This is a genomic window from Rhodoferax bucti (genome assembly GCF_005876985.1).
Taxonomy (GTDB): Bacteria; Pseudomonadota; Gammaproteobacteria; order Burkholderiales; family Burkholderiaceae_C; genus Allorhodoferax; species Allorhodoferax bucti.
Genome location: NZ_VAHD01000002.1, coordinates 598,386 through 616,316, shown reverse-complemented (window position 1 = coordinate 616,316; position 17,931 = coordinate 598,386). Strand labels below are relative to the sequence as shown.

The window sequence follows — 17,931 nt, the reverse complement described above, 5'->3', positions numbered from 1 at the left end:
CAATTTCCGGAAATTGTCTGAGCAGCAAGCCACCCAGCCCTGACGAAAAGCATTCGGTCTCTTTCCACCAGAGCTTGAAATTATACAAGACCCAAAACAGTGCATGCGGGTAAACCCTCTTGAGGCACTACAAGCCCAATGTGGTGGCGGGAAACCCCGGTGAACTCTGCCGCCGGCACTCCTCTAATAATTCAGTCAATTCGATGCGGCTGCGCACCTCTTGACTACAAATACCCACCGAACGCGCCATATCCCGCCGATGGATGAACCACTCCGGCCCCAACATCGCGCTCGGAATTTCGCTATCGTCGAGATGCTTGACGACACGGCAGTCCACCAAGTGACTCCACGTGCCCCGCCATTGGGCAAAACGCGGATGCAACAGCGGCACCTGGTTGTATCGCTTCGCAAGCATGATGAGCTGGCGCCCTGGACCCGCCCATGCATTCAGTGCGTAGACCACGGCTTTCTCGCGCAGAGGCCAATCTTCAAAATTCACATCGCTCCACACCATGCGCGGCCACTGCTGTTGTGCCGCCACCTGAATCATGTCCCGCACGTGCTGGGCAAACTCGCCGAGGCCCGCGAATCCGCCGGCAACCAACGAGACCGGCTCATTGGTCGACATGCAACCACCCGGCATCGCACCAGTCCTGCACTAGCTCCAAGGCTCCCTCGCTCAGGCGCTGCACTTCTTTGGCATCGAGGTATCGTTGATCTGCAAGCCGCTTGATCAGCTGTGCATCCCGCCCCGCAGCGTTGAAACTCTCACCGTTGATAAACACATGGTGTGCGTCATAGAGCATGCGAGTGCGGCGGTCCAAACGAATGGCACCTTCCACATCCTGCCCCTCACCGTCAAACCAGACGTTGGCTTTGGGTTCACTCAGGTATTCGCCCAAGGCGCGCGCCACCGCTTTGGGGTCTTTGAGTGCAGCCTGCAAGGCAGCTTGTGCAAATTCCACCATGGCATCCGGCAGCGCCGCATGGGCATCCACCGCAGGCTGCTTGGGGTCGGTGTACAGCGTGCTCGGAAGATCGTCTGCAGCGTTTTCCGCCAAGCGCTGCAACACTTCCTGCGCGAGCTCCGACTGTGACGGGGAGCGAAAACCGATCGAATAGGTCATGCATTCCCCCTCAGCAATGCCGTCATGGGCGTACTTGGGCGGGAGGTACAACATGTCCCCGGGCTCCAACACAAACTCTTCTTCCGGCTCAAAGTTCGACAGAATTTTGAGCGGCACGTCCGGCTGCAAAGACAAGTCCTTCTGGCGCCCGATACGCCAACGGCGCCGGCCATGCGCCTGCAGCAAAAATACGTCGTAGCTGTCAAAGTGGGGGCCGACACCGCCTTGGTCGGTGGCGTAACTGATCATCAAATCATCCAAACGCGCATCCGGCACGAAACGGAATTGGTTGATCAGGCTGTGTACCCGTTCATCATGCGTGTCCACCCCCTGCACCAACAAGGTCCAACCGGCTTGCTTGAAAGGAGGCAGACTCTTGCGAGCAAAGGGCCCGTGCTTGAGCTTCCATCCTGCGGCTTTGCCCGACACGTCTTGCACTACCAGACGCGACTCCACTTCCTCCTGCGCTGCCAACTCCAGCAACTCAATACGCTCCAACAGGGGCGCAAAGCCGGGGATGGCCTGCCGGATCACCAAAGGCTTTTTGTGCCAATAGCGTTGCATGAAGGTTTCCGGGCTGATGCCGCCCAGCAGCTGGAGGGGAGTTTCAATGTTCATGGGACAATTCTGCCCTATGGAAATCACCACACAATGCGTCGTTGCCCTGACCTGGACGCTGAAAGACACTTTGGGCGAAGAACTGGACGTTTTGGACGAGCCGGTCGAGTTTTTGCTGGGCGGTAGCGATTTGCTGCCTTCGATTGAAGCGGCATTGCAAGGCCACGCTGCCGGAGACAAAGTGCAACTGCAGATCGAGCCGGATCAAGCTTTTGGCGACTTCAATGACCAGCTGATCTTTTTGGAGCCGCGTACCCTGTTTCCTGCCGAGCTCCAGGAAGGCTTGACCATGGAGGGCTATGCCTTGCCCGAAGGCTGCAACCCGGATGCGCCCAAAGATGCGCTCTACGCCATCACCGACATTTACCCCGAGCACGTCGTGCTGGATGGCAACCACCCACTGGCAGGCATTGCCATCCGCATTCAGATGAAGGTGGAGTCCGTGCGCGAAGCGACCGAGGAAGAAATTGGCGCAGGCACCTTGGGTACCGGTTTTTTCCGCATCCAGCCCCTGCACGAGCAAGGGCCCGGAAACGAACACCTGCACTGAGCTGATCAAGCTTTTCCGGTAGAGCCATAGCCCCCCTCCCCGCGTTGTGACGCGGGGAACTCGGTGACAATATTGAATTGGGCTTGGACCACGGGAACGATCACCAGCTGGGCAATCCGCTCCATAGGTTCGATCGTAAACGGAACTTCACTGCGGTTCCACGCGCTCACCATGAGCTGCCCTTGGTAATCGCTGTCAATCAAGCCCACCAGATTACCCAACACGATCCCATGTTTGTGCCCTAAACCGGAGCGCGGCAGGATCAAGGCTGCATAGGCCGGGTCTTCGAGGTAGATCGCCATGCCAGTGGGCACCAGTTGCCACGCATTGGGCGCCAGGGTGAGCGGCGTATCCAGGCAAGCGCGCAAGTCCAGCCCGGCGCTGCCCGGTGTGGCGTAGGTGGGCAGATTGTTGGTCAGGCGGGGATCAATTATCTTGACGTCGATTTTCATGGAATTCTTTCAATGGGAATGCAAGCGCTTGGCGATCTCGGCCACCAATTGGCGCGCGAGTTGAAGCTTGGTATTGCGGGGGAGTTCGGTGGCGCCTTGGGCGTCCACCAGCAGTAGGGCATTGTCGTCTTGCCCAAAAGTCGCGGGCCCGATGTTACCCACCAGCAGGGGCACTTTTTTACGCAGCCGCTTGGCCGTAGCGTGGGCCAACAGGTCATGACTCTCGGCCGCGAAACCCACGCAATACAAGCGCCCGTCCGCCGCACGCGGACTGGACGCCACCTCTGCCAGGATGTCCGGGTTCTCCACGAACTCCAGCCGCGGAGTCGCGCCGCTACCATCCTTTTTGAGTTTTTGATCTGCCGCCGTTGCCGGGCGCCAGTCGGCCACTGCCGCAGTTGCTATAAAAACAGTAGCTGCTCGCGCAAAATCCACGGCCGCTACATGCATATTTAATGCTGATTTCACGTCCACACGGGCCACACCGCGAGGCGTGGGCAAAGACACCGGCCCGGCAATCAGGGTCACCTCGGCGCCCGCCTCCTGCGCGGCCCGCGCAATCGCGAAGCCCATCTTTCCGCTAGAGAGGTTGGTGATGCCGCGCACAGGATCTATGGCTTCAAACGTAGGGCCCGCAGTCACCACGACCTTCTGCCCGGCCAACAGCTTGGGCTGGAAAAATGCGATGACTTCGTGCAGCAATTCCTCGGGCTCCAGCATGCGCCCGTCGCCGGTCTCGCCACAGGCTTGGTCCCCATTGCCTACGCCCAGCACATGGGTGCCATCCGCGCGCAATTGCGCCAGATTGCGCTGGGTCGCGGGGTGAGCCCACATCTCGCGGTTCATGGCAGGTGCAATCAACAGCGGCACGGTATCGATGGGGCGCGCCAAGCACATCAGGCTGAGCAAGTCGTCGGCACGCCCGTGCAGCAACTTGGCCATGAAGTCGGCGCTGCAGGGGGCAATCAAAATCGCATCCGCCTCCCGGCTCAGATTTATGTGCGGCATGTTGTTGCGCTCACGCGCATCCCATTGCGAGTCATACACCGTGCGATTACTCAAGGCCTGCATGGTCACGGGCGTGATGAACTGTGCCGCCGCCTCCGTCATGACCACCTGCACCGTGGCTCCTTGCTTGATGAGCGCCCTGCAGAGCTCGGCCGCCTTGTAGCAGGCGATGCCGCCTGTCAAACCCAGAACAATATGCTTACCGGAAAGGTCCATGTCGTACTCATTTCGTGATGGCGGTGCGCACTGAGGTGCCGCCGCAGACCGCCGCAATGTAGCAGACCCCTATAATCTCGCTTTACCACCTCATCGAACCCTCAGGTTCGCCCCTGACATGACCAAATTTGTCTTCGTCACCGGCGGTGTGGTGTCTTCCCTCGGAAAGGGAATCGCCTCAGCCTCCCTTGCTGCGATCCTGGAATCGCGGGGCCTGACAGTCACCCTCATCAAGCTGGACCCCTACCTCAACGTTGACCCCGGGACCATGTCGCCCCTGCAGCATGGCGAGGTGTTTGTCACCGACGACGGCGCAGAAACCGACCTCGACCTCGGCCACTATGAGCGTTTCATTGAAACGCGCATGCGCAAGTCCAACAACTTCACCACCGGGCAGATTTACAAGAGCGTGCTCGACAAAGAGCGCCGTGGTGACTACCTGGGCAAGACCGTGCAGGTCATTCCCCACGTCACCAACGAAATCCAGGAGTTTGTAAAGCGCGGTGCGCGCTTTGGCGAACCCGATGCCGTCGATGTGGCGATTGTGGAAATCGGTGGCACCGTGGGTGACATCGAGTCCCTGCCCTTCCTCGAAGCCGTGCGCCAGATGAGCCTGAAGCTCGGCCCGAACAACAGCGCCTTTGTGCACCTGAGCTACCTGCCGTGGATTGCTGCAGCCGGCGAGCTCAAGACCAAGCCCACCCAGCACACCGCGAAGCAGCTGCGCGAAATCGGTATCCAGGCCGATGTGCTGCTGTGCCGCGCAGACCGCCCGATTCCTGACGAGGAGCGCTCCAAAATTTCGCTGTTCTCCAACGTGCCCGAGTGGGGTGTGATCTCCATGTGGGATGTGGACACCATCTACAAGGTGCCCCGCATGTTGCACGAGCAAGGCCTGGATGGCCTGATTTGCGACAAGCTGCGTCTGAACACCCCCCCTGCCAGCCTCAAGCGCTGGGACGATCTGGTCTATGAAACCGAACACCCCCAAGGGGAAGTCACCATCGCCATGGTCGGCAAGTACGTGGACCTGACGGACAGCTACAAATCGGTCAACGAAGCCTTGCGCCACGCCGGCATGAAGAACCATGTGCGCGTCAAGATCGAGCACGTGGACTCGGAAACTATCGACGCTGCCAGCGTCAACCAGCTGGCCAAATACGATGCGATTCTGGTACCCGGCGGCTTTGGCAAACGTGGCATTGAAGGCAAGATCAGCACCGCCCGCTTTGCCCGCGAGAACAAAGTTCCTTACTTGGGCATCTGCCTGGGTATGCAAGTAGCCACCATCGAGTTTGCTCGCCACGTGGCAGGCTTGAAAGACGCCAACAGCACCGAATTTGAGCCCGAGAGCCCTAACCCGGTGATCGCCCTGATCACCGAGTGGAAGGACGCGGACGGCACCATCAAGACACGTGACGCCAACTCCGACCTCGGCGGCACCATGCGCTTGGGCGCCCAAAGCTCTGACGTGGCCAAAGACACGCTGGCGCACCGTATTTACGGCGACGTAGTGACAGAGCGTCACCGCCACCGGTATGAGGCCAACGTCAATTACCTGGACACCTTGCGTGCCTCTGGCTTGGTGATTTCGGCATTGACGCAGCGCGAGCAACTCACCGAAATCGTGGAGTTGCCCGAAAGCGTGCACCCCTGGTTTGTGGGCGTGCAGTTCCACCCTGAATTCAAATCCACCCCATGGGATGGCCATCCCCTGTTCAACGCCTTCATCAAGGCGGCAGTGGATCACCAGAACGGTGGCAAAAACCTGAAAGCGGTTGCCTGATGAAATTGTGCGGTTTTGACGTTGGCTTGGAGCACCGCTTTTTCCTGATCGCGGGCACCTGCTCCATCGAAGGTCTGGAGATGTCCATCGAGGTGGCGGGCCGATTGAAGGAAGCTTGTACGGCGCTGGACATTCCCCTGATTTACAAGGGCTCGTTCGACAAGGCCAACCGGTCTTCCGGCACCAGCAAGCGCGGTGTGGGCATAGACGCAGGTTTGAAAATTCTGGACGAAGTCCGCCGTCAGTTGCAATTGCCCATCCTGACGGACGTGCACGACGAGTCTCACGTCGCCGAAGTCGCCAGCGTGGTTGATGTGATGCAAACACCCGCCTTTTTGTGCCGCCAGACCGATTTCATCCGCGCAGTAGCCCAATCCGGCAAGCCGGTGAACATCAAAAAAGGCCAGTTCCTCGCGCCTTGGGACATGAAAAACGTGATCGACAAGGCCCGTGCTGCTGCCGAAGAAGTGGGGCTTTCAGCAGACCGTTTTCTGGCCTGCGAGCGGGGCGTGAGCTTCGGCTACAACAACCTCGTGGCAGACATGACCAGCTTGGCCGAAATGCGCAAATCAGGCGCACCGGTGGTGTTTGACGTGACCCACTCGGTACAAAAGCCGGGTGGCTTGGGTGGCAGCAGTGGTGGCGCCCGCGAAATGGTACCTGTGTTGGCTCGTGCCGGCGTTGCCGCTGGCGTAGCAGGCCTCTTTATGGAGACCCATCCCCGCCCCGCAGAAGCTTGGTCCGATGGCCCCAACGCTGTGCCCCTCAAGCACATGAAAGCCCTACTCGAGACCCTGGTCGCACTGGATTCCGTAACCAAAAAAACTCCGCTCCTGGAAACTGATTTCCACTGAACGGCAGCATGATGGAACGTGACATTTTTTGTTTGTGTGTTTTTGAACTTGAAAGAAACCAATGAGCGCAATTGTTGACATCGTCGGCCGCGAGATTCTGGACTCCCGTGGCAACCCTACTGTTGAATGCGATGTGTTGCTGGAATCCGGCACCATGGGCCGTGCGGCCGTTCCCTCCGGTGCATCCACCGGCTCCCGCGAAGCCATTGAGTTGCGTGACGGCGATAAAAAACGCTACCTCGGCAAGGGTGTGTTGAAAGCCGTTGAGCACATCAACACCGAAATCTCCGAAGCCGTATTGGGCTTGGATGCTTCTGAGCAAGCGTTCCTGGACAAGACCTTGATTGACTTGGACGGCACCGAAAACAAGTCCCGCCTGGGCGCCAACGCGATGTTGGCCGTGTCCATGGCAGTGGCCCGCGCTGCAGCCGAAGAGGCTGGCTTGCCCCTGTACCGTTACTTCGGCGGCATGGGCAGCGTGCAAATGCCCGTTCCCATGATGAACGTCATGAACGGTGGCGAACACGCCAACAACAACCTTGACCTGCAAGAGTTGATGATCATCCCCGTGGGTGCTCCGTCGTTCCGCGAAGCCCTGCGCTGGGGTGCCGAAGTATTCCATGCGCTGAAGAAAATTCTGCATGACCAAGGCATCAGCACTGCCGTGGGCGACGAAGGTGGCTTTGCCCCCAACGTGGCCAACCACGAAGCCGCTATCCAGATGATCCTGCAAGCGATTGACAAGGCTGGCTACGTGGCCGGTGAACAAATCGCTCTGGGCTTGGACTGCGCAGCTTCCGAGTTCTACAAAGACGGCAAGTACGAACTAGAAGGTGAAGGCCTGAGCCTGACTGCCCAGGAATGGACCGACATGCTGGCCACTTGGGTCGACAAGTACCCCATCATCTCTATTGAAGACGGCATGGCCGAAGGCGACTGGGATGGCTGGAAGGTCCTGACAGACCGCTTGGGCGCCAAAGTGCAGATCGTAGGTGACGACTTGTTTGTGACCAACACCAAGATCTTGAAAGAAGGCATCGACAAGGGCATTGCCAACTCGATCCTGATCAAGATCAACCAGATCGGCACCTTGTCCGAAACCTTCGCTGCGATTGAAATGGCCAAGCGTGCCGGCTACACCGCCGTCATCAGCCACCGCTCCGGCGAAACCGAAGACTCCACCATCGCTGACATCGCAGTGGGCACCAATGCCGGCCAAATCAAGACGGGTTCTTTGAGCCGTTCTGACCGCATGGCCAAGTACAACCAGCTGCTGCGCATCGAAGAAGACTTGGGTGATGTGGCTGTGTACCCCGGCCGCGCTGCGTTCTACAACCTGCGTTAAACGCATCCACAGACCGAACCACTGCTATGGGTAACCGCTGGGTCCCTGCCGTGTTAATCGCCCTGCTGCTGATCCTGCACGGACAGCTGTGGTTCGGTCGTGGAAGCATTCCTAACGTTGCCAAACTTTCCCGGCAACTGGAAGAGCAAAAGCAACACAACGCGCAAGCGCTCCAGGCCAACGAGCGTCTGGAAGCCGAAATCCATGACCTCAAAGAAGGTTTGGAAATCGTGGAAGAAAAGGCCCGCTCCGAGCTGGGCATGGTGAAAGCGAACGAAATTTACGTTCAAATCGCCCGCTAACATCACGCGTCTCTGATGAAAATCGCGGTTCTGGGTGCGGAATCCACCGGCAAGAGCACCCTGTGCCACGCATTGGCCAAGGCTCTGCACTCGGCTGGTAATCCAGCTGTGGTGGTAGACGAATATCTGCGCAAATGGTGCCTCTCTGCACAGCGCACACCCCGACCTGAAGAACAAGCCGCCATTGCCCAAGAGCAATCACGGCGTATCCATGCGCTTTCAGCGGCCACGATCGTCGCCGACACCACCGCCCTGATGACGGCGGTCTACAGCGATGTGCTGTTTGCGGACACGACGCTTTACCCCCTTGCCTTGAGAGACCTGCAGCAGTTTCAGCATGTATTGGTCACCGCCACCGACTTGCCTTGGGTTGCCGACAGTTATTTGCGGGACAGCCCCATAAGCCAACAAGCCATCCATCAGCGTTTGCAAGAAGTGCTGCGAGACCACGGCGTGGCGTACTCGATGGTGTACGGGCGCGATGCGCAACGTCTACAAGCCGCGCTCGCCATTGTCCAGCCATCCTCCACCAACTCGGCAGAGGAGCTCCAGACCTACCGCCGCTGGATGGCACGGTGCGAAAAATGCTCCGACGCGGCCTGCGAGCACCGCGTGTTTCAAGACATCAGCAACGCTTAGTGCGTCCCTGCGGCCCCCTGCTGCAGCTGCACTGCATCGGTAAACAGCTGGGCGGCGTCCACCGGGTCAAACCGGTATTGCACGCCGCAGAACTCGCAACCCACCTCAATGTCGCTCCGCTCGGACAGGATGCTCTCCGCCTCGTCACGCCCAAGGTTCACAATCATTTTCGCAACGCGTTCGCGGCTGCAGGTGCAGGCAAAGCGCGGAGCTGTCTCACCAAGCAAAGGCTCAAACCGCGTGACAGGCTCTTCCCAATACAGCCGACGCAATACCGTGTCCACATCCAGCTGCAATAGCTCCTCCGCCTTCAAACTCTTGGCGAGGATGGAAATGCGGTTGTAGTGTTCGTTGAGGCCAATAGCGTCCTCGTTTTCACGCGACACCATGCTGCCGGCCAAATTGCCAACCCCCTCCAGGGGCAGGCGTTGAATCAGCAAGCCGGCAGCCACTTTGTCATCTGCGGCCAACACCAGTGTGGTGTCGAGCTGCTCGCTTTGCAGCATGTAATGCTCCAGCACTTCGCTCATGCGCTCCAGTGGCAGGCCAGCATCATCAAAGAGCGGTACGACGCCTTGGTAAGGTTGTTGCCCGGGGAACTTGGTCTTGGGGTCCAGGGTAATCGCGCAACGGCCTTGGTTCGTGGCATTTACCATCTGGCTCAGCGGCATCCCGGGCGCAACGTCGCCGACGACGGTGGCCGTGGAGCGCAGGCTGAAGTCAGGTTGCACCTCCGTCACGGCCAACTTTACGGGGCCATCGCCGAAAATCTGCAGCACCAGCGCGCCATCAAATTTGATGTTGGACTGCATCAATGCCGCCGCTGCAGTGATCTCGCCCAGCAACGACCGCACTTCCGCCGGGTAGGCGCCATGCTCCGTGTTAGATGCGCGGCGGCGCAAAATTTCCTGCCAAGAGTCCGTCAAGCGGACAATCGCTCCCCGCACCGGCAAGCCATCGAATAAAAATTTGTGCAGTTCAGACATGCACCACTCCAAAAAAAATAGGCCCCTTACGGGGCGAAAAACTAGGCGATCTTCTTCAAACCAGAACGAAATCGCTGCGCATTGGCTATGTAGTGACGGGCACTCGCCAGCAGACCCTGCTTTTGCTCTTCCGAAAGCCCTCGCACGGCTTTGGCTGGGCTGCCCAAAATCATGCTGCCGTCGGGAAACTCTTTGCCCTCGGTGACCAAGGCACCCGCACCGACCAAGCAGCCTTTGCCGATACGGGCGCCATTCAGCACTACCGCACCAATGCCGATCAACGAGCCGTCGCCAATGGTGCAGCCGTGCAACATGACCTGGTGCCCGACCGTGACGTTCTCGCCAATGGTCAGAGGCTTGCCGATATCGGCATGCAGCACGCTGGCATCCTGGATATTGCTTCCCGCCCCGATGCGGATGGTTTCCGTGTCCCCACGCACCACCGCACCGAACCATATGCTGGCATCGGCTCCAATTTCAACCGCACCCATAACTTCCGCGCTATCGGCAATCCACGCGCCATCTGCAACCCGGGGCGCCACGCCGTCCAATTCGTAAAGTGCCATAGAACCCCGCTGCCTAAAATTTAGAATTGTAAGGATGGAACTCCGTCAACACGCCTATGCGGTTTTTGAATCATCCTCCCCCCAAGCCAAAGTGGAGGGAGCGCTCGCATTGGGGCGGGAAGCAATGGCCTGCGCACTGGATATTGGCCGCAACTTCGCGCCACTGGACAAGCCAGGGCGCCCCCCAAAGCCTGCCTTGGTAGAGCCTAAAGATGTTCCCCGGCGCTCGCCGTACACCGTGCAAGGCCATGCAGCGCTGATGCACAGCATTGCCCATATCGAATTCAATGCCATTGACCTGGCACTGGACTGCATATGGCGGTTCACGGACATGCCAGAAGCGTTTTACCGGGACTGGGCCGCCATCGCTGCGGAGGAGGCAAAACACTTCAGCCTGCTGCAAGCACACCTGCATGCACTAGGTTTTCTCTATGGCGATTTTCCGGCCCACACCGGGCTATGGACCATGTGCGAAAACACTGCGCACGATATCGTGGCCCGCATGGCGCTGGTTCCGCGCACCCTGGAAGCGCGCGGTTTGGATGCCACCCCCTTGATACAGGCCAAACTGGCCAAGGTGGCCGGCCCCGCAGCCCACGAGGCCATTGGCATTTTGCAAATCATCCTAGATGAAGAGGTAAGTCACGTGGCCACAGGCAACCGCTGGTACCACTGGTTGTGCGAACGAGCGCACTTGGATGCCGGCGCCTACTACGCCCAAGCAGCACTGCAACATGCCGCGCCCCGGCCCAAGCCCCCTTTTAACTACAGCGCCCGGCGAGCAGCCGGCTTCACCCAGGCAGAACTGGAAAACCTGAACCGGAGTGCCGGTTTACCCCCCGACGTGCCCGCCGAACTGTTGGGCGCGACCTAGAATGGCCTGACGCCCAACCTACCCGGCAACGCAATGCCTCACCCAGAAAACGCCACTACACCGCCCGCGCCACCCTCCATCACCATGGCACGACAAGCCATCGTGAGTGGAAAGGGCGCCATCATGGGTTACGAGCTATTCAACCGCAGTGTGTCCGTCGATGCACACACCGCCTCCAGCGATGCCCAGATGCTGTTTCACCTGCTGTCCATCTCCGAAGGCGAGACACTGGTCGGTAAAACAAATCTCTTCGTCAACTGCACCCACGACAGCTTGGCCGGCGGACACCTGGAGCTGGTAGCCCCCGAACATGTAGTGCTGGAAATTCCGTCCATTCCCACCGCACAGCTGGAACAGATTGCGTTGCGCCTGCCCACACTGCAGGCCATCCATACCCGGGGATTTCGCTTGGCATTTGACTACTCGGTACTGACCCATTCCTATGAAGAATGGCTGCCACTGGCCTCATTCATCAAGTTCGATGTCAGCATCCTGCGGCCCCAATCCCTGACCTCGTTTGTGCAACTGGCGAAGACCAAGACCCGGGCCAAGCTGGTTGCAGAAAAGGTAGAAAACGAATCGCAATTCAACATGCTGCAGGCGCTGGGCGTGGATTACTTCCAGGGCTACTGGTTTGCCAAGCCCACCCTGATCGAAGGGCATATGCTGCGGCCTTCGCAAGCGGCCACCCTGCAACTGATCAACCTGGTCCGTAAACAAGCCAGCACCGCCGAGATTGAAGAAGTCCTCAAGCGCGACCCCACCCTGTCGTTCAACCTGCTGCGCTTTATCAACTCTGCAGGCTTCGGGCTGCGCACCGAGGTGACCTCGTTCAAACACGCGGTCATGCTGCTGGGGTTGAAAAAGCTCTTCAAATGGGCCGCCTTGTTGCTGACCACGTCATCCGCCGGCGGTGTGGTGCCTGCCTTGGGCACCACAGCCGTGGTGCGCGGCCGGCTCATGGAGTTGCTGGCAGCCGAAGCCCTGCCCCCGGAAGAGTGCGACCACGCGTTTGTGGTGGGCATTTTTTCGCTGCTGGACAGCTTGCTGGGCATTTCGCTGGAAACCGCCTTGGCCAGCCTCTCCTTGCCGGACAGTGTCACCCACGCCCTGCTGCAACGCACAGGCCCCTTGGCGGAGTACCTGAACCTCACCCTGGCATGTGAGAGCGGCGACGACCACGCCTTTGCAGCGAGTGCCAAGGCACTTCAGCTGACCGAAAAACAAATCAACTGGGCACACCTGCAAGCCCTGGCTTGGGCCGAGACCCTGGGGCAGGAATAGCACCGCCCTGCGGCTTACCCCCGGGGATGGTGCTGGGCGTGCAGCGCCGCCAAGCGGTCGCGCGCTATATGGGTATAAATCGTGGTGGTTGAAATATCGGCGTGGCCAAGCAGCATCTGCACCGAACGCAAATCGGCACCATGGTTCAGCAGATGGGTGGCAAACGCGTGCCGCAGGGTATGAGGCGACAAAGGAACCCGGATACCTGCCTGGGCGGCATAACGCTTCACCAGTGACCAAAACATCACGCGGGACATCGCACTTCCGGCTGTCGCGCCACGCACTGTCACAAACACATCAGAAGACTGGCGTCCTGCCAGCAAATCGGCCCGGGGCCCCTGCAGATAGCGCTGCAGCCAGAGCGCCGCCACTTGACCAAAGGGAACCAGCCGCTCTTTGCTGCCTTTACCCATGACCCGTAAAACGCCCTCATTGAGCCCCAGGTGGACCATGCGCAAGCTCACCAGCTCGCTCACCCGCAAGCCACTGGCGTACATCAGCTCCAGCATGGTTTTGTCCCGCACGCCGAGCGCCTCCTGGGTATGCGGTGCATTCAGCAATGCTTCGACCTGCGCCTCCGTCAAGGTCTTGGGCACCCGCAGCGCCTGCTTGGCCGCCTGCAACTTAAGCGTCGGGTCCTGCACAATCTGTCGCTCCCGCAAGGCCCAGCGGTAAAAACGCTTGAACACCGTCAGGCGCCGGTTCGCCGTAGTGGCTTTGGTGCTGGCATGCCGGGCTGCAAAGTAGGCCTGCAAGTCTGCCTCTTGGGCATCTGTCAACGGCCTGCCCACCAGAAACTCTGCGAACAAAGTCAAATCCCGCCGGTAGGCTTGGAGGGTGTTTTTGGACAGCCCTTCCTCCAGCCACAAGGCATCAATGAACGCATCCACCGATGCCGTGTCTGTCTCCATACCCCAACCTTACTCCAGGCTCAACTTTGCGGTATCCACCACTTTTTTGTACACCTCAAACTCCGCCTTGATCTGGGCAGCAAACTGCTCTGGGCTATTGCCCACCACCAGCGAACCGGTATCTTCAATGCGCTTGCGCACGGCGGGGTCTTCCAGCACCTTGCGCACGCCGGCATTGATCTTGTCCACCACGTCTTTGGGCAAGCCCTTGGGGCCATAAATGCCGTAAAACGCCATGCGGTTCACGGGCTCCAGACCCACTTCCTTAAAAGTCGGCACATTGGGCAACTGGCTCAAGCGCTGCGGTGCGGCAATCACGATGGGTACCAGCTTGTTGGCATTGATAAATGGCAGCGCAGAAGGCAGGTTGTCAAAAATCATGGGGACCTGACCGGCCACCGTGTCATTCAGCGCCGGGCCGGCACCCCGGTAGGGGATGTGGGTGATAAAAACGCCGGTCAAGTTCTTGAACAACTCGGTTTGCATATGCCCGATGCCACCCGTGCCAGACGATGAGTACGAGTATTTGCCGGGGTTCTTTTTGATTTCCGCCAAAAAGGCTTTGTAGTCCTTGGCCGGAAAGCTCGGGTGCACCGCAATCACATTGGGGGTTGCCGCCACGTTGATGATGGGCGTGAAGTCTGTGAGCGGGTTGTAAGGCGTTTTCGGATTGATGGCCGGGTTGGCCGCGACCGTAGACACGGTAGCCACGCCCAAAGAATAGCCGTCAGGCGCCGACTTAGCAGTCTCGTTCGCACCGATCACGCCACCGCCGCCGGCCTTGTTTTCAACCACCACGGGCTGGCCCAACACCTTGCCCAGAGGATCGGCAATGATGCGTGCCACGATGTCCGTGGTACCACCGGGCGCAAAGGGCACCTGCAGCTTGATGACCTTGTTCGGATACGTTTGGGCCCAGCTCGCACACGCAACGGTAACCAGCCCCACGGTCCACAAAATACTACGATACATACGCTTGAACTCCTCTTTGAATCTGCACGTTTTACATACCGGCCGGCATGCAATGTCACGATAGTAATGCCGCGCTCGCCGGCCGGTCTATGCGGTGGAACCCGAGGCGGCTGGTATCCTCACCGCGTGAATTACGCCCAGCTCCTTTTCCCCGACTTTTCGCTCATCTTTTTCGGCTACCTGGTCTGCCGCTACACCCAACTCAATCGCCCCTTGTGGGAGCAGGTCGAGGCCCTGGTGTACTACCTGCTGTTTCCGGTGCTGTTGTTTCACTCCATCATCAAAAGCCCGCTGGACTTGAGTGTGGCCTCCAGGCTGATGGCCGCTGGCTGGGCTACCGGACTCGCTGGCATCGCACTGGCCTACGCCCTCCCCCGCTTGCCGGTGCTGGGGCGGCACATGCCCGGCCCCGACCATGCTGCCAGCGCGCAGATTGCGTTCCGCTTCAACTCCTTTATCGGCTTGGCGATTGCTGATCGGCTGGCGGGCCCGCAAGGGCTGCAGCTGATTGCGGTGCTGATCGGTGTGTGCGTGCCTCTGTTCAACGTGGCAGCGGTCTGGCCCATGGCGCGGCATGCGCAAAAAGGTTTTGCCAAAGAGCTGATCCGCAACCCGCTCATCATCGCCACCGTGTTGGGCCTGGTGTGCAACCTGGCGGGCTTTCGACTGCCCGTGTGGCTGGAGCCCACGGTCACCCGGCTGGGCGCGGCCTCCCTGGCGCTGGGCCTGATGGCGGCAGGGGCCGGCATGCAGATCGGCGCATTGGCACGTGCCAAGACTCTGGCCGTGTCGGTGCTGGCCATTCGCCACCTGATTACGCCCATGATTGCGTGGGTAGTGGCCCGCATGCTGGGCTTGGACGCTACCCAGACCACCATGCTGCTCGCCTTCTCGGCCTTGCCCACCGCATCGAGCTGCTATGTGCTGGCCGCCCGCATGGGTTATGACGGCGCGTATGTGGCCGGCTTGGTCACGCTGTCCACCCTGCTGGGCGTGGTCAGCCTGCCGTTTGCACTGGGCGTGCTGCGAGCGCTTTAAGCGCGACGCTTAGTCGTACCAGAGCTGCAAGGCTTCGGCGTGCATAGCGTGGCGGTAGCTGCCCTGGGGCAGCCAACTCGACGCACTGCAGGCCGCCCGGGCAATAAAGTCCAGAAACGCCAAATGCCTGCGCAGCACCCGCTGCTGGCGATGCCCGATCAGCGGGTTAAAAATGCCCAAGCGGCTGAAGAGCTGGCGCGGGTTCTTTTTGATCCACAGCCAGGAGCCCATCTCCAGCGTGAGCGGTAAAAACACCTGGGCCTCGGTATCGGGCAACTGGGCATGCAGGTGGTCCCACAAATCGCCGTGGGTCAGGTACTGCAGGCTCTGCGGTTCAAACACATAGGGGTGCTGGTTGTAGCTTTGGCGGTAGATGCGCTGCAGCACATACATCTCGGCCAAATGCGCCATGGGCTGGCGGGTATGCGCGTACGGAAACCACAAGCGATCCCGCACCCCGAAGCCCGAATGGCAATCCACCGACATGCTGAACGCCCGGCTGGTGAGCTCGCGCTCCACCACCTCGCACAAGGCCTGCGCCTCGGGTTGCATGGGCTCGCCCTCCACCCCGCGGTACCACGGCAGCCGGGGGCTGAAACGCTGGCCGCCTACCCAGGCTGGCACCGGCTCCACCGCATCCAGCGGGGCATTGCGCATCAAATCCACGCCGGCGGGGTTGGCACGGGTGCCCAGCTGCATACCGCCGGGGTTGACCACCGGCATGAACACCATGCGCATGGACTCCAGTTGCTGGTGCAAGGTGTGGTCCCACCCCATGCGCATGACCAGGCTGTTGAGAAACGCCAGCACCACCTCCGAGCCAATGCGCTCCAGCCCGTGCACCCCACCAAAAAAGCCAATGGCCGGCACCGAGGGCGACGGGTTGCCCATCGTGACAACATACACCGGCAGCGACGCCCCATCGGCAGCCACATCGCAAGCCACTCGCACATCCACGCGATCTCCCGCGAGTTGAAGAATGCGCTCCAGTTCAGACAGCGCCGCCAAAGGGGGTTGAAGCACGAAAAATCTCCCGAGAAGCCGACGAGCTTAGCGCCCGCCACACCGCTTGCAAAGCCTTGCAACCGATACACCACAGTGCCATCAAAGCGTCACACAAAGGGCATAAATTCGTTTCAGCAAAACGTAACCGGGAGCTGTCATGATCCTCAAACTGCTGGGCTTGCAACGACTGTTGGATGAACTCTTTGACGACGAATGGCTAGACCCCATTGCGTTGATTGAAGTATGAAATTCGCCCCCAAACACCGCGCCCGCCGCAGTGCCAAAACCTGGTTGGCCCTCACATTGGCCATGCTGCAAGGGGCCTCCGAACTCTTTGCCTTGCAGCGCAAGCAGCGCTGAACGGCCGCGCCGCGCCAGGCACGTAGACTGTGCGCATGCGCATCAAATATTTGCTGTGGGGCATCGCAGCCGCCCTGTTGGCCGGCCTGGCCAGCGTGGCTTGGTTGCTGGAGCACCCACCCGCACTCGACAGCGTGCGGCCCCTCTTCTGGTCCACCAGCACCCCACCGGACCCGACGCTAAAGGTGAGCTTTCTGGGTGTGGCCACCGTGCTGCTCGACGACGGTGAAACCTCGCTGCTCACCGACGGCTTTTTCTCCCGGCCCGACAAGCTCACCACCTTTCTGAAAAAAGTGGAGCCCGACCTGCAAGCCATTACCCAAGGGCTGCAGCGCTCCGGTATCAGTAGCAGCCACAGCAAGCTGGCTGCTGTCATTCCCCTGCATTCGCACTACGACCATGCCATGGACGCCCCCGAGGTCGCGCGGCGCACCGGTGCCCTGCTGCTGGGCTCCAGCTCCACGGCCATGGTCGGGCGCGGCTGGGGGCTGCCCGAGCGCCAGATACAGGTGGCAGAGCTGGGCAAGCCCTACACCTTCGGGCGCTTTACCGTCACCCTGTTTCCTGCGGTGCACACACCCACCGGCTTTACCGGTGGCGTCATCAGCGAGCCGCTCCAACCGCCCGTGCGCGCCAGCGCCTACAAAGAGGGCCAAAGCTATATCGCGCTCGTCACCCACAACGGGCGCCGCCTGCTCATTACCGGCACGGCCGGCTTTGTGCCCGGCGCGCTGCAAGGCCAGCAGGCGGATGTGGTGATGCTGGGCATAGGCGCCATGGGGCCCCGCAGCCTGGAGTACAAGCAGGCGTATTGGCACGAGGCGGTGACCACGGTGGGCGCGCGACGCATGATTCCCATACATTGGGACGATTTCTGGATTCCCTCCACCCTGCCCATGCAGCCCATGCCGCGCCCGCTGGACGACTTTGATGCGTCCATGGCCTTTTTGCAGGCGCAGGGGGCCAAGGATGGCGTAGACATCCGCCTGCCCATAGGCTGGACGGCGATGGACGTGTTTGCCGGCCTGAAGCGCTAAG

The 17,931-nt window shown here is 60.0% G+C and carries 19 protein-coding genes; 10 read left to right on the top strand and 9 right to left on the bottom strand.

Going from position 1 to position 17,931, the window contains the following annotated elements; translation table 11 throughout:
• Positions 1-127: 127 nt before the first annotated feature.
• Both FDM28_RS09520 and FDM28_RS09515 read right to left on the bottom strand, forming a co-directional pair.
• Positions 128-628, bottom strand: coding sequence for a hypothetical protein (locus tag FDM28_RS09520; protein ID WP_138514906.1), 501 nt, complete (start codon positions 626-628; stop codon positions 128-130).
• A complete protein-coding gene (locus FDM28_RS09515; protein WP_138514905.1) occupies positions 615-1,745 on the bottom strand; it encodes a JmjC domain-containing protein in 1,131 nt (376 codons plus the stop codon). Before FDM28_RS09515 ends, FDM28_RS09520 begins: the two co-directional genes overlap by 14 nt.
• A 16-nt stretch (positions 1,746-1,761) precedes the next feature.
• Here FDM28_RS09515 and FDM28_RS09510 point away from each other — a divergent pair, with 16 nt between their 5' ends.
• On the top strand, positions 1,762-2,295 hold the full coding sequence (locus FDM28_RS09510) for an FKBP-type peptidyl-prolyl cis-trans isomerase (RefSeq protein ID WP_138514904.1): 534 nt from the start codon (positions 1,762-1,764) through the stop codon (positions 2,293-2,295).
• 5 nt (positions 2,296-2,300) lie between these two features.
• Here FDM28_RS09510 and dut read toward each other — a convergent pair whose 3' ends face one another.
• Both dut and coaBC read right to left on the bottom strand, forming a co-directional pair.
• On the bottom strand, positions 2,301-2,747 hold the full coding sequence (gene dut, locus FDM28_RS09505) for a dUTP diphosphatase (RefSeq protein WP_138514903.1): 447 nt from the start codon (positions 2,745-2,747) through the stop codon (positions 2,301-2,303).
• 9 nt (positions 2,748-2,756) lie between these two features.
• Positions 2,757-3,971, bottom strand: a complete 1,215-nt coding sequence (gene coaBC / locus FDM28_RS09500) for a bifunctional phosphopantothenoylcysteine decarboxylase/phosphopantothenate--cysteine ligase CoaBC (RefSeq protein WP_138514902.1) — start codon at positions 3,969-3,971, stop codon at positions 2,757-2,759.
• Between the two features lie 118 nt (positions 3,972-4,089).
• On the opposite strand from coaBC, the gene FDM28_RS09495 reads away from it, so the two are divergent.
• The 5 genes from FDM28_RS09495 to FDM28_RS09475 all read left to right on the top strand — a co-directional run bounded on the left by FDM28_RS09495 (position 4,090) and on the right by FDM28_RS09475 (position 8,897).
• Positions 4,090-5,757: a CTP synthase gene (locus FDM28_RS09495; RefSeq protein ID WP_138514901.1), complete on the top strand. Its 1,668-nt coding sequence runs from the start codon at positions 4,090-4,092 to the stop codon at positions 5,755-5,757.
• A complete protein-coding gene (kdsA, locus tag FDM28_RS09490) occupies positions 5,757-6,611 on the top strand; it encodes a 3-deoxy-8-phosphooctulonate synthase (RefSeq protein WP_138514900.1) in 855 nt (284 codons plus the stop codon). The genes FDM28_RS09495 and kdsA overlap by 1 nt, the downstream gene beginning before the upstream one ends.
• Positions 6,612-6,672: 61 nt before the next feature.
• Entirely contained in the window at positions 6,673-7,956 is a 1,284-nt protein-coding gene (gene eno / locus FDM28_RS09485) for a phosphopyruvate hydratase (protein WP_138514899.1), read from the top strand.
• Positions 7,957-7,982: 26 nt separating this feature from the next.
• Positions 7,983-8,258, top strand: a complete 276-nt coding sequence (locus tag FDM28_RS09480) for a septum formation initiator family protein (RefSeq protein ID WP_138514898.1) — start codon at positions 7,983-7,985, stop codon at positions 8,256-8,258.
• Between the two features lie 15 nt (positions 8,259-8,273).
• A complete protein-coding gene (locus tag FDM28_RS09475; protein ID WP_138514897.1) occupies positions 8,274-8,897 on the top strand; it encodes an AAA family ATPase in 624 nt (207 codons plus the stop codon).
• Here the strand turns inward: FDM28_RS09475 and hslO are convergent.
• Both hslO and FDM28_RS09465 read right to left on the bottom strand, forming a co-directional pair.
• Positions 8,894-9,883 carry an Hsp33 family molecular chaperone HslO gene (hslO, locus tag FDM28_RS09470; protein WP_138514896.1) on the bottom strand — a complete coding sequence of 330 codons (990 nt, stop codon included), beginning with the start codon at positions 9,881-9,883 and terminating at the stop codon, positions 8,894-8,896. The two genes, FDM28_RS09475 and hslO, sit on opposite strands and share 4 nt — an antisense overlap.
• A gap of 41 nt (positions 9,884-9,924) precedes the next feature.
• Positions 9,925-10,449: a gamma carbonic anhydrase family protein gene (locus tag FDM28_RS09465; RefSeq protein WP_138514895.1), complete on the bottom strand. Its 525-nt coding sequence runs from the start codon at positions 10,447-10,449 to the stop codon at positions 9,925-9,927.
• A gap of 34 nt (positions 10,450-10,483) precedes the next feature.
• Here FDM28_RS09465 and FDM28_RS09460 point away from each other — a divergent pair, with 34 nt between their 5' ends.
• Positions 10,484-11,323, top strand: coding sequence for a ferritin-like domain-containing protein (locus FDM28_RS09460; RefSeq protein ID WP_138514894.1), 840 nt, complete (start codon positions 10,484-10,486; stop codon positions 11,321-11,323).
• 33 nt (positions 11,324-11,356) lie between these two features.
• Positions 11,357-12,607, top strand: coding sequence for an EAL and HDOD domain-containing protein (locus tag FDM28_RS09455; protein WP_138514893.1), 1,251 nt, complete (start codon positions 11,357-11,359; stop codon positions 12,605-12,607).
• Between the two features lie 14 nt (positions 12,608-12,621).
• On the opposite strand, the gene xerD is transcribed toward FDM28_RS09455, so the two are convergent.
• Together xerD and FDM28_RS09445 are read right to left on the bottom strand one after the other, a co-directional pair.
• Complete coding sequence (xerD, locus tag FDM28_RS09450; RefSeq protein WP_138514892.1) at positions 12,622-13,518, bottom strand: site-specific tyrosine recombinase XerD; 897 nt, start codon at positions 13,516-13,518, stop codon at positions 12,622-12,624.
• A 9-nt stretch (positions 13,519-13,527) separates the two neighbouring features.
• Entirely contained in the window at positions 13,528-14,490 is a 963-nt protein-coding gene (locus FDM28_RS09445; protein WP_138514891.1) for a tripartite tricarboxylate transporter substrate binding protein BugE, read from the bottom strand.
• 66 nt (positions 14,491-14,556) lie between these two features.
• On the opposite strand from FDM28_RS09445, the gene FDM28_RS09440 reads away from it, so the two are divergent.
• Positions 14,557-15,528, top strand: a complete 972-nt coding sequence (locus FDM28_RS09440) for an AEC family transporter (protein ID WP_206021945.1) — start codon at positions 14,557-14,559, stop codon at positions 15,526-15,528.
• Between the two features lie 9 nt (positions 15,529-15,537).
• On the opposite strand, the gene FDM28_RS09435 is transcribed toward FDM28_RS09440, so the two are convergent.
• Positions 15,538-16,551: a M14 family zinc carboxypeptidase gene (locus FDM28_RS09435; RefSeq protein ID WP_138514889.1), complete on the bottom strand. Its 1,014-nt coding sequence runs from the start codon at positions 16,549-16,551 to the stop codon at positions 15,538-15,540.
• Between the two features lie 377 nt (positions 16,552-16,928).
• On the opposite strand from FDM28_RS09435, the gene FDM28_RS09430 reads away from it, so the two are divergent.
• Positions 16,929-17,930: an MBL fold metallo-hydrolase gene (locus tag FDM28_RS09430; protein WP_138514888.1), complete on the top strand. Its 1,002-nt coding sequence runs from the start codon at positions 16,929-16,931 to the stop codon at positions 17,928-17,930.
• Position 17,931: the final 1 nt, after the last annotated feature.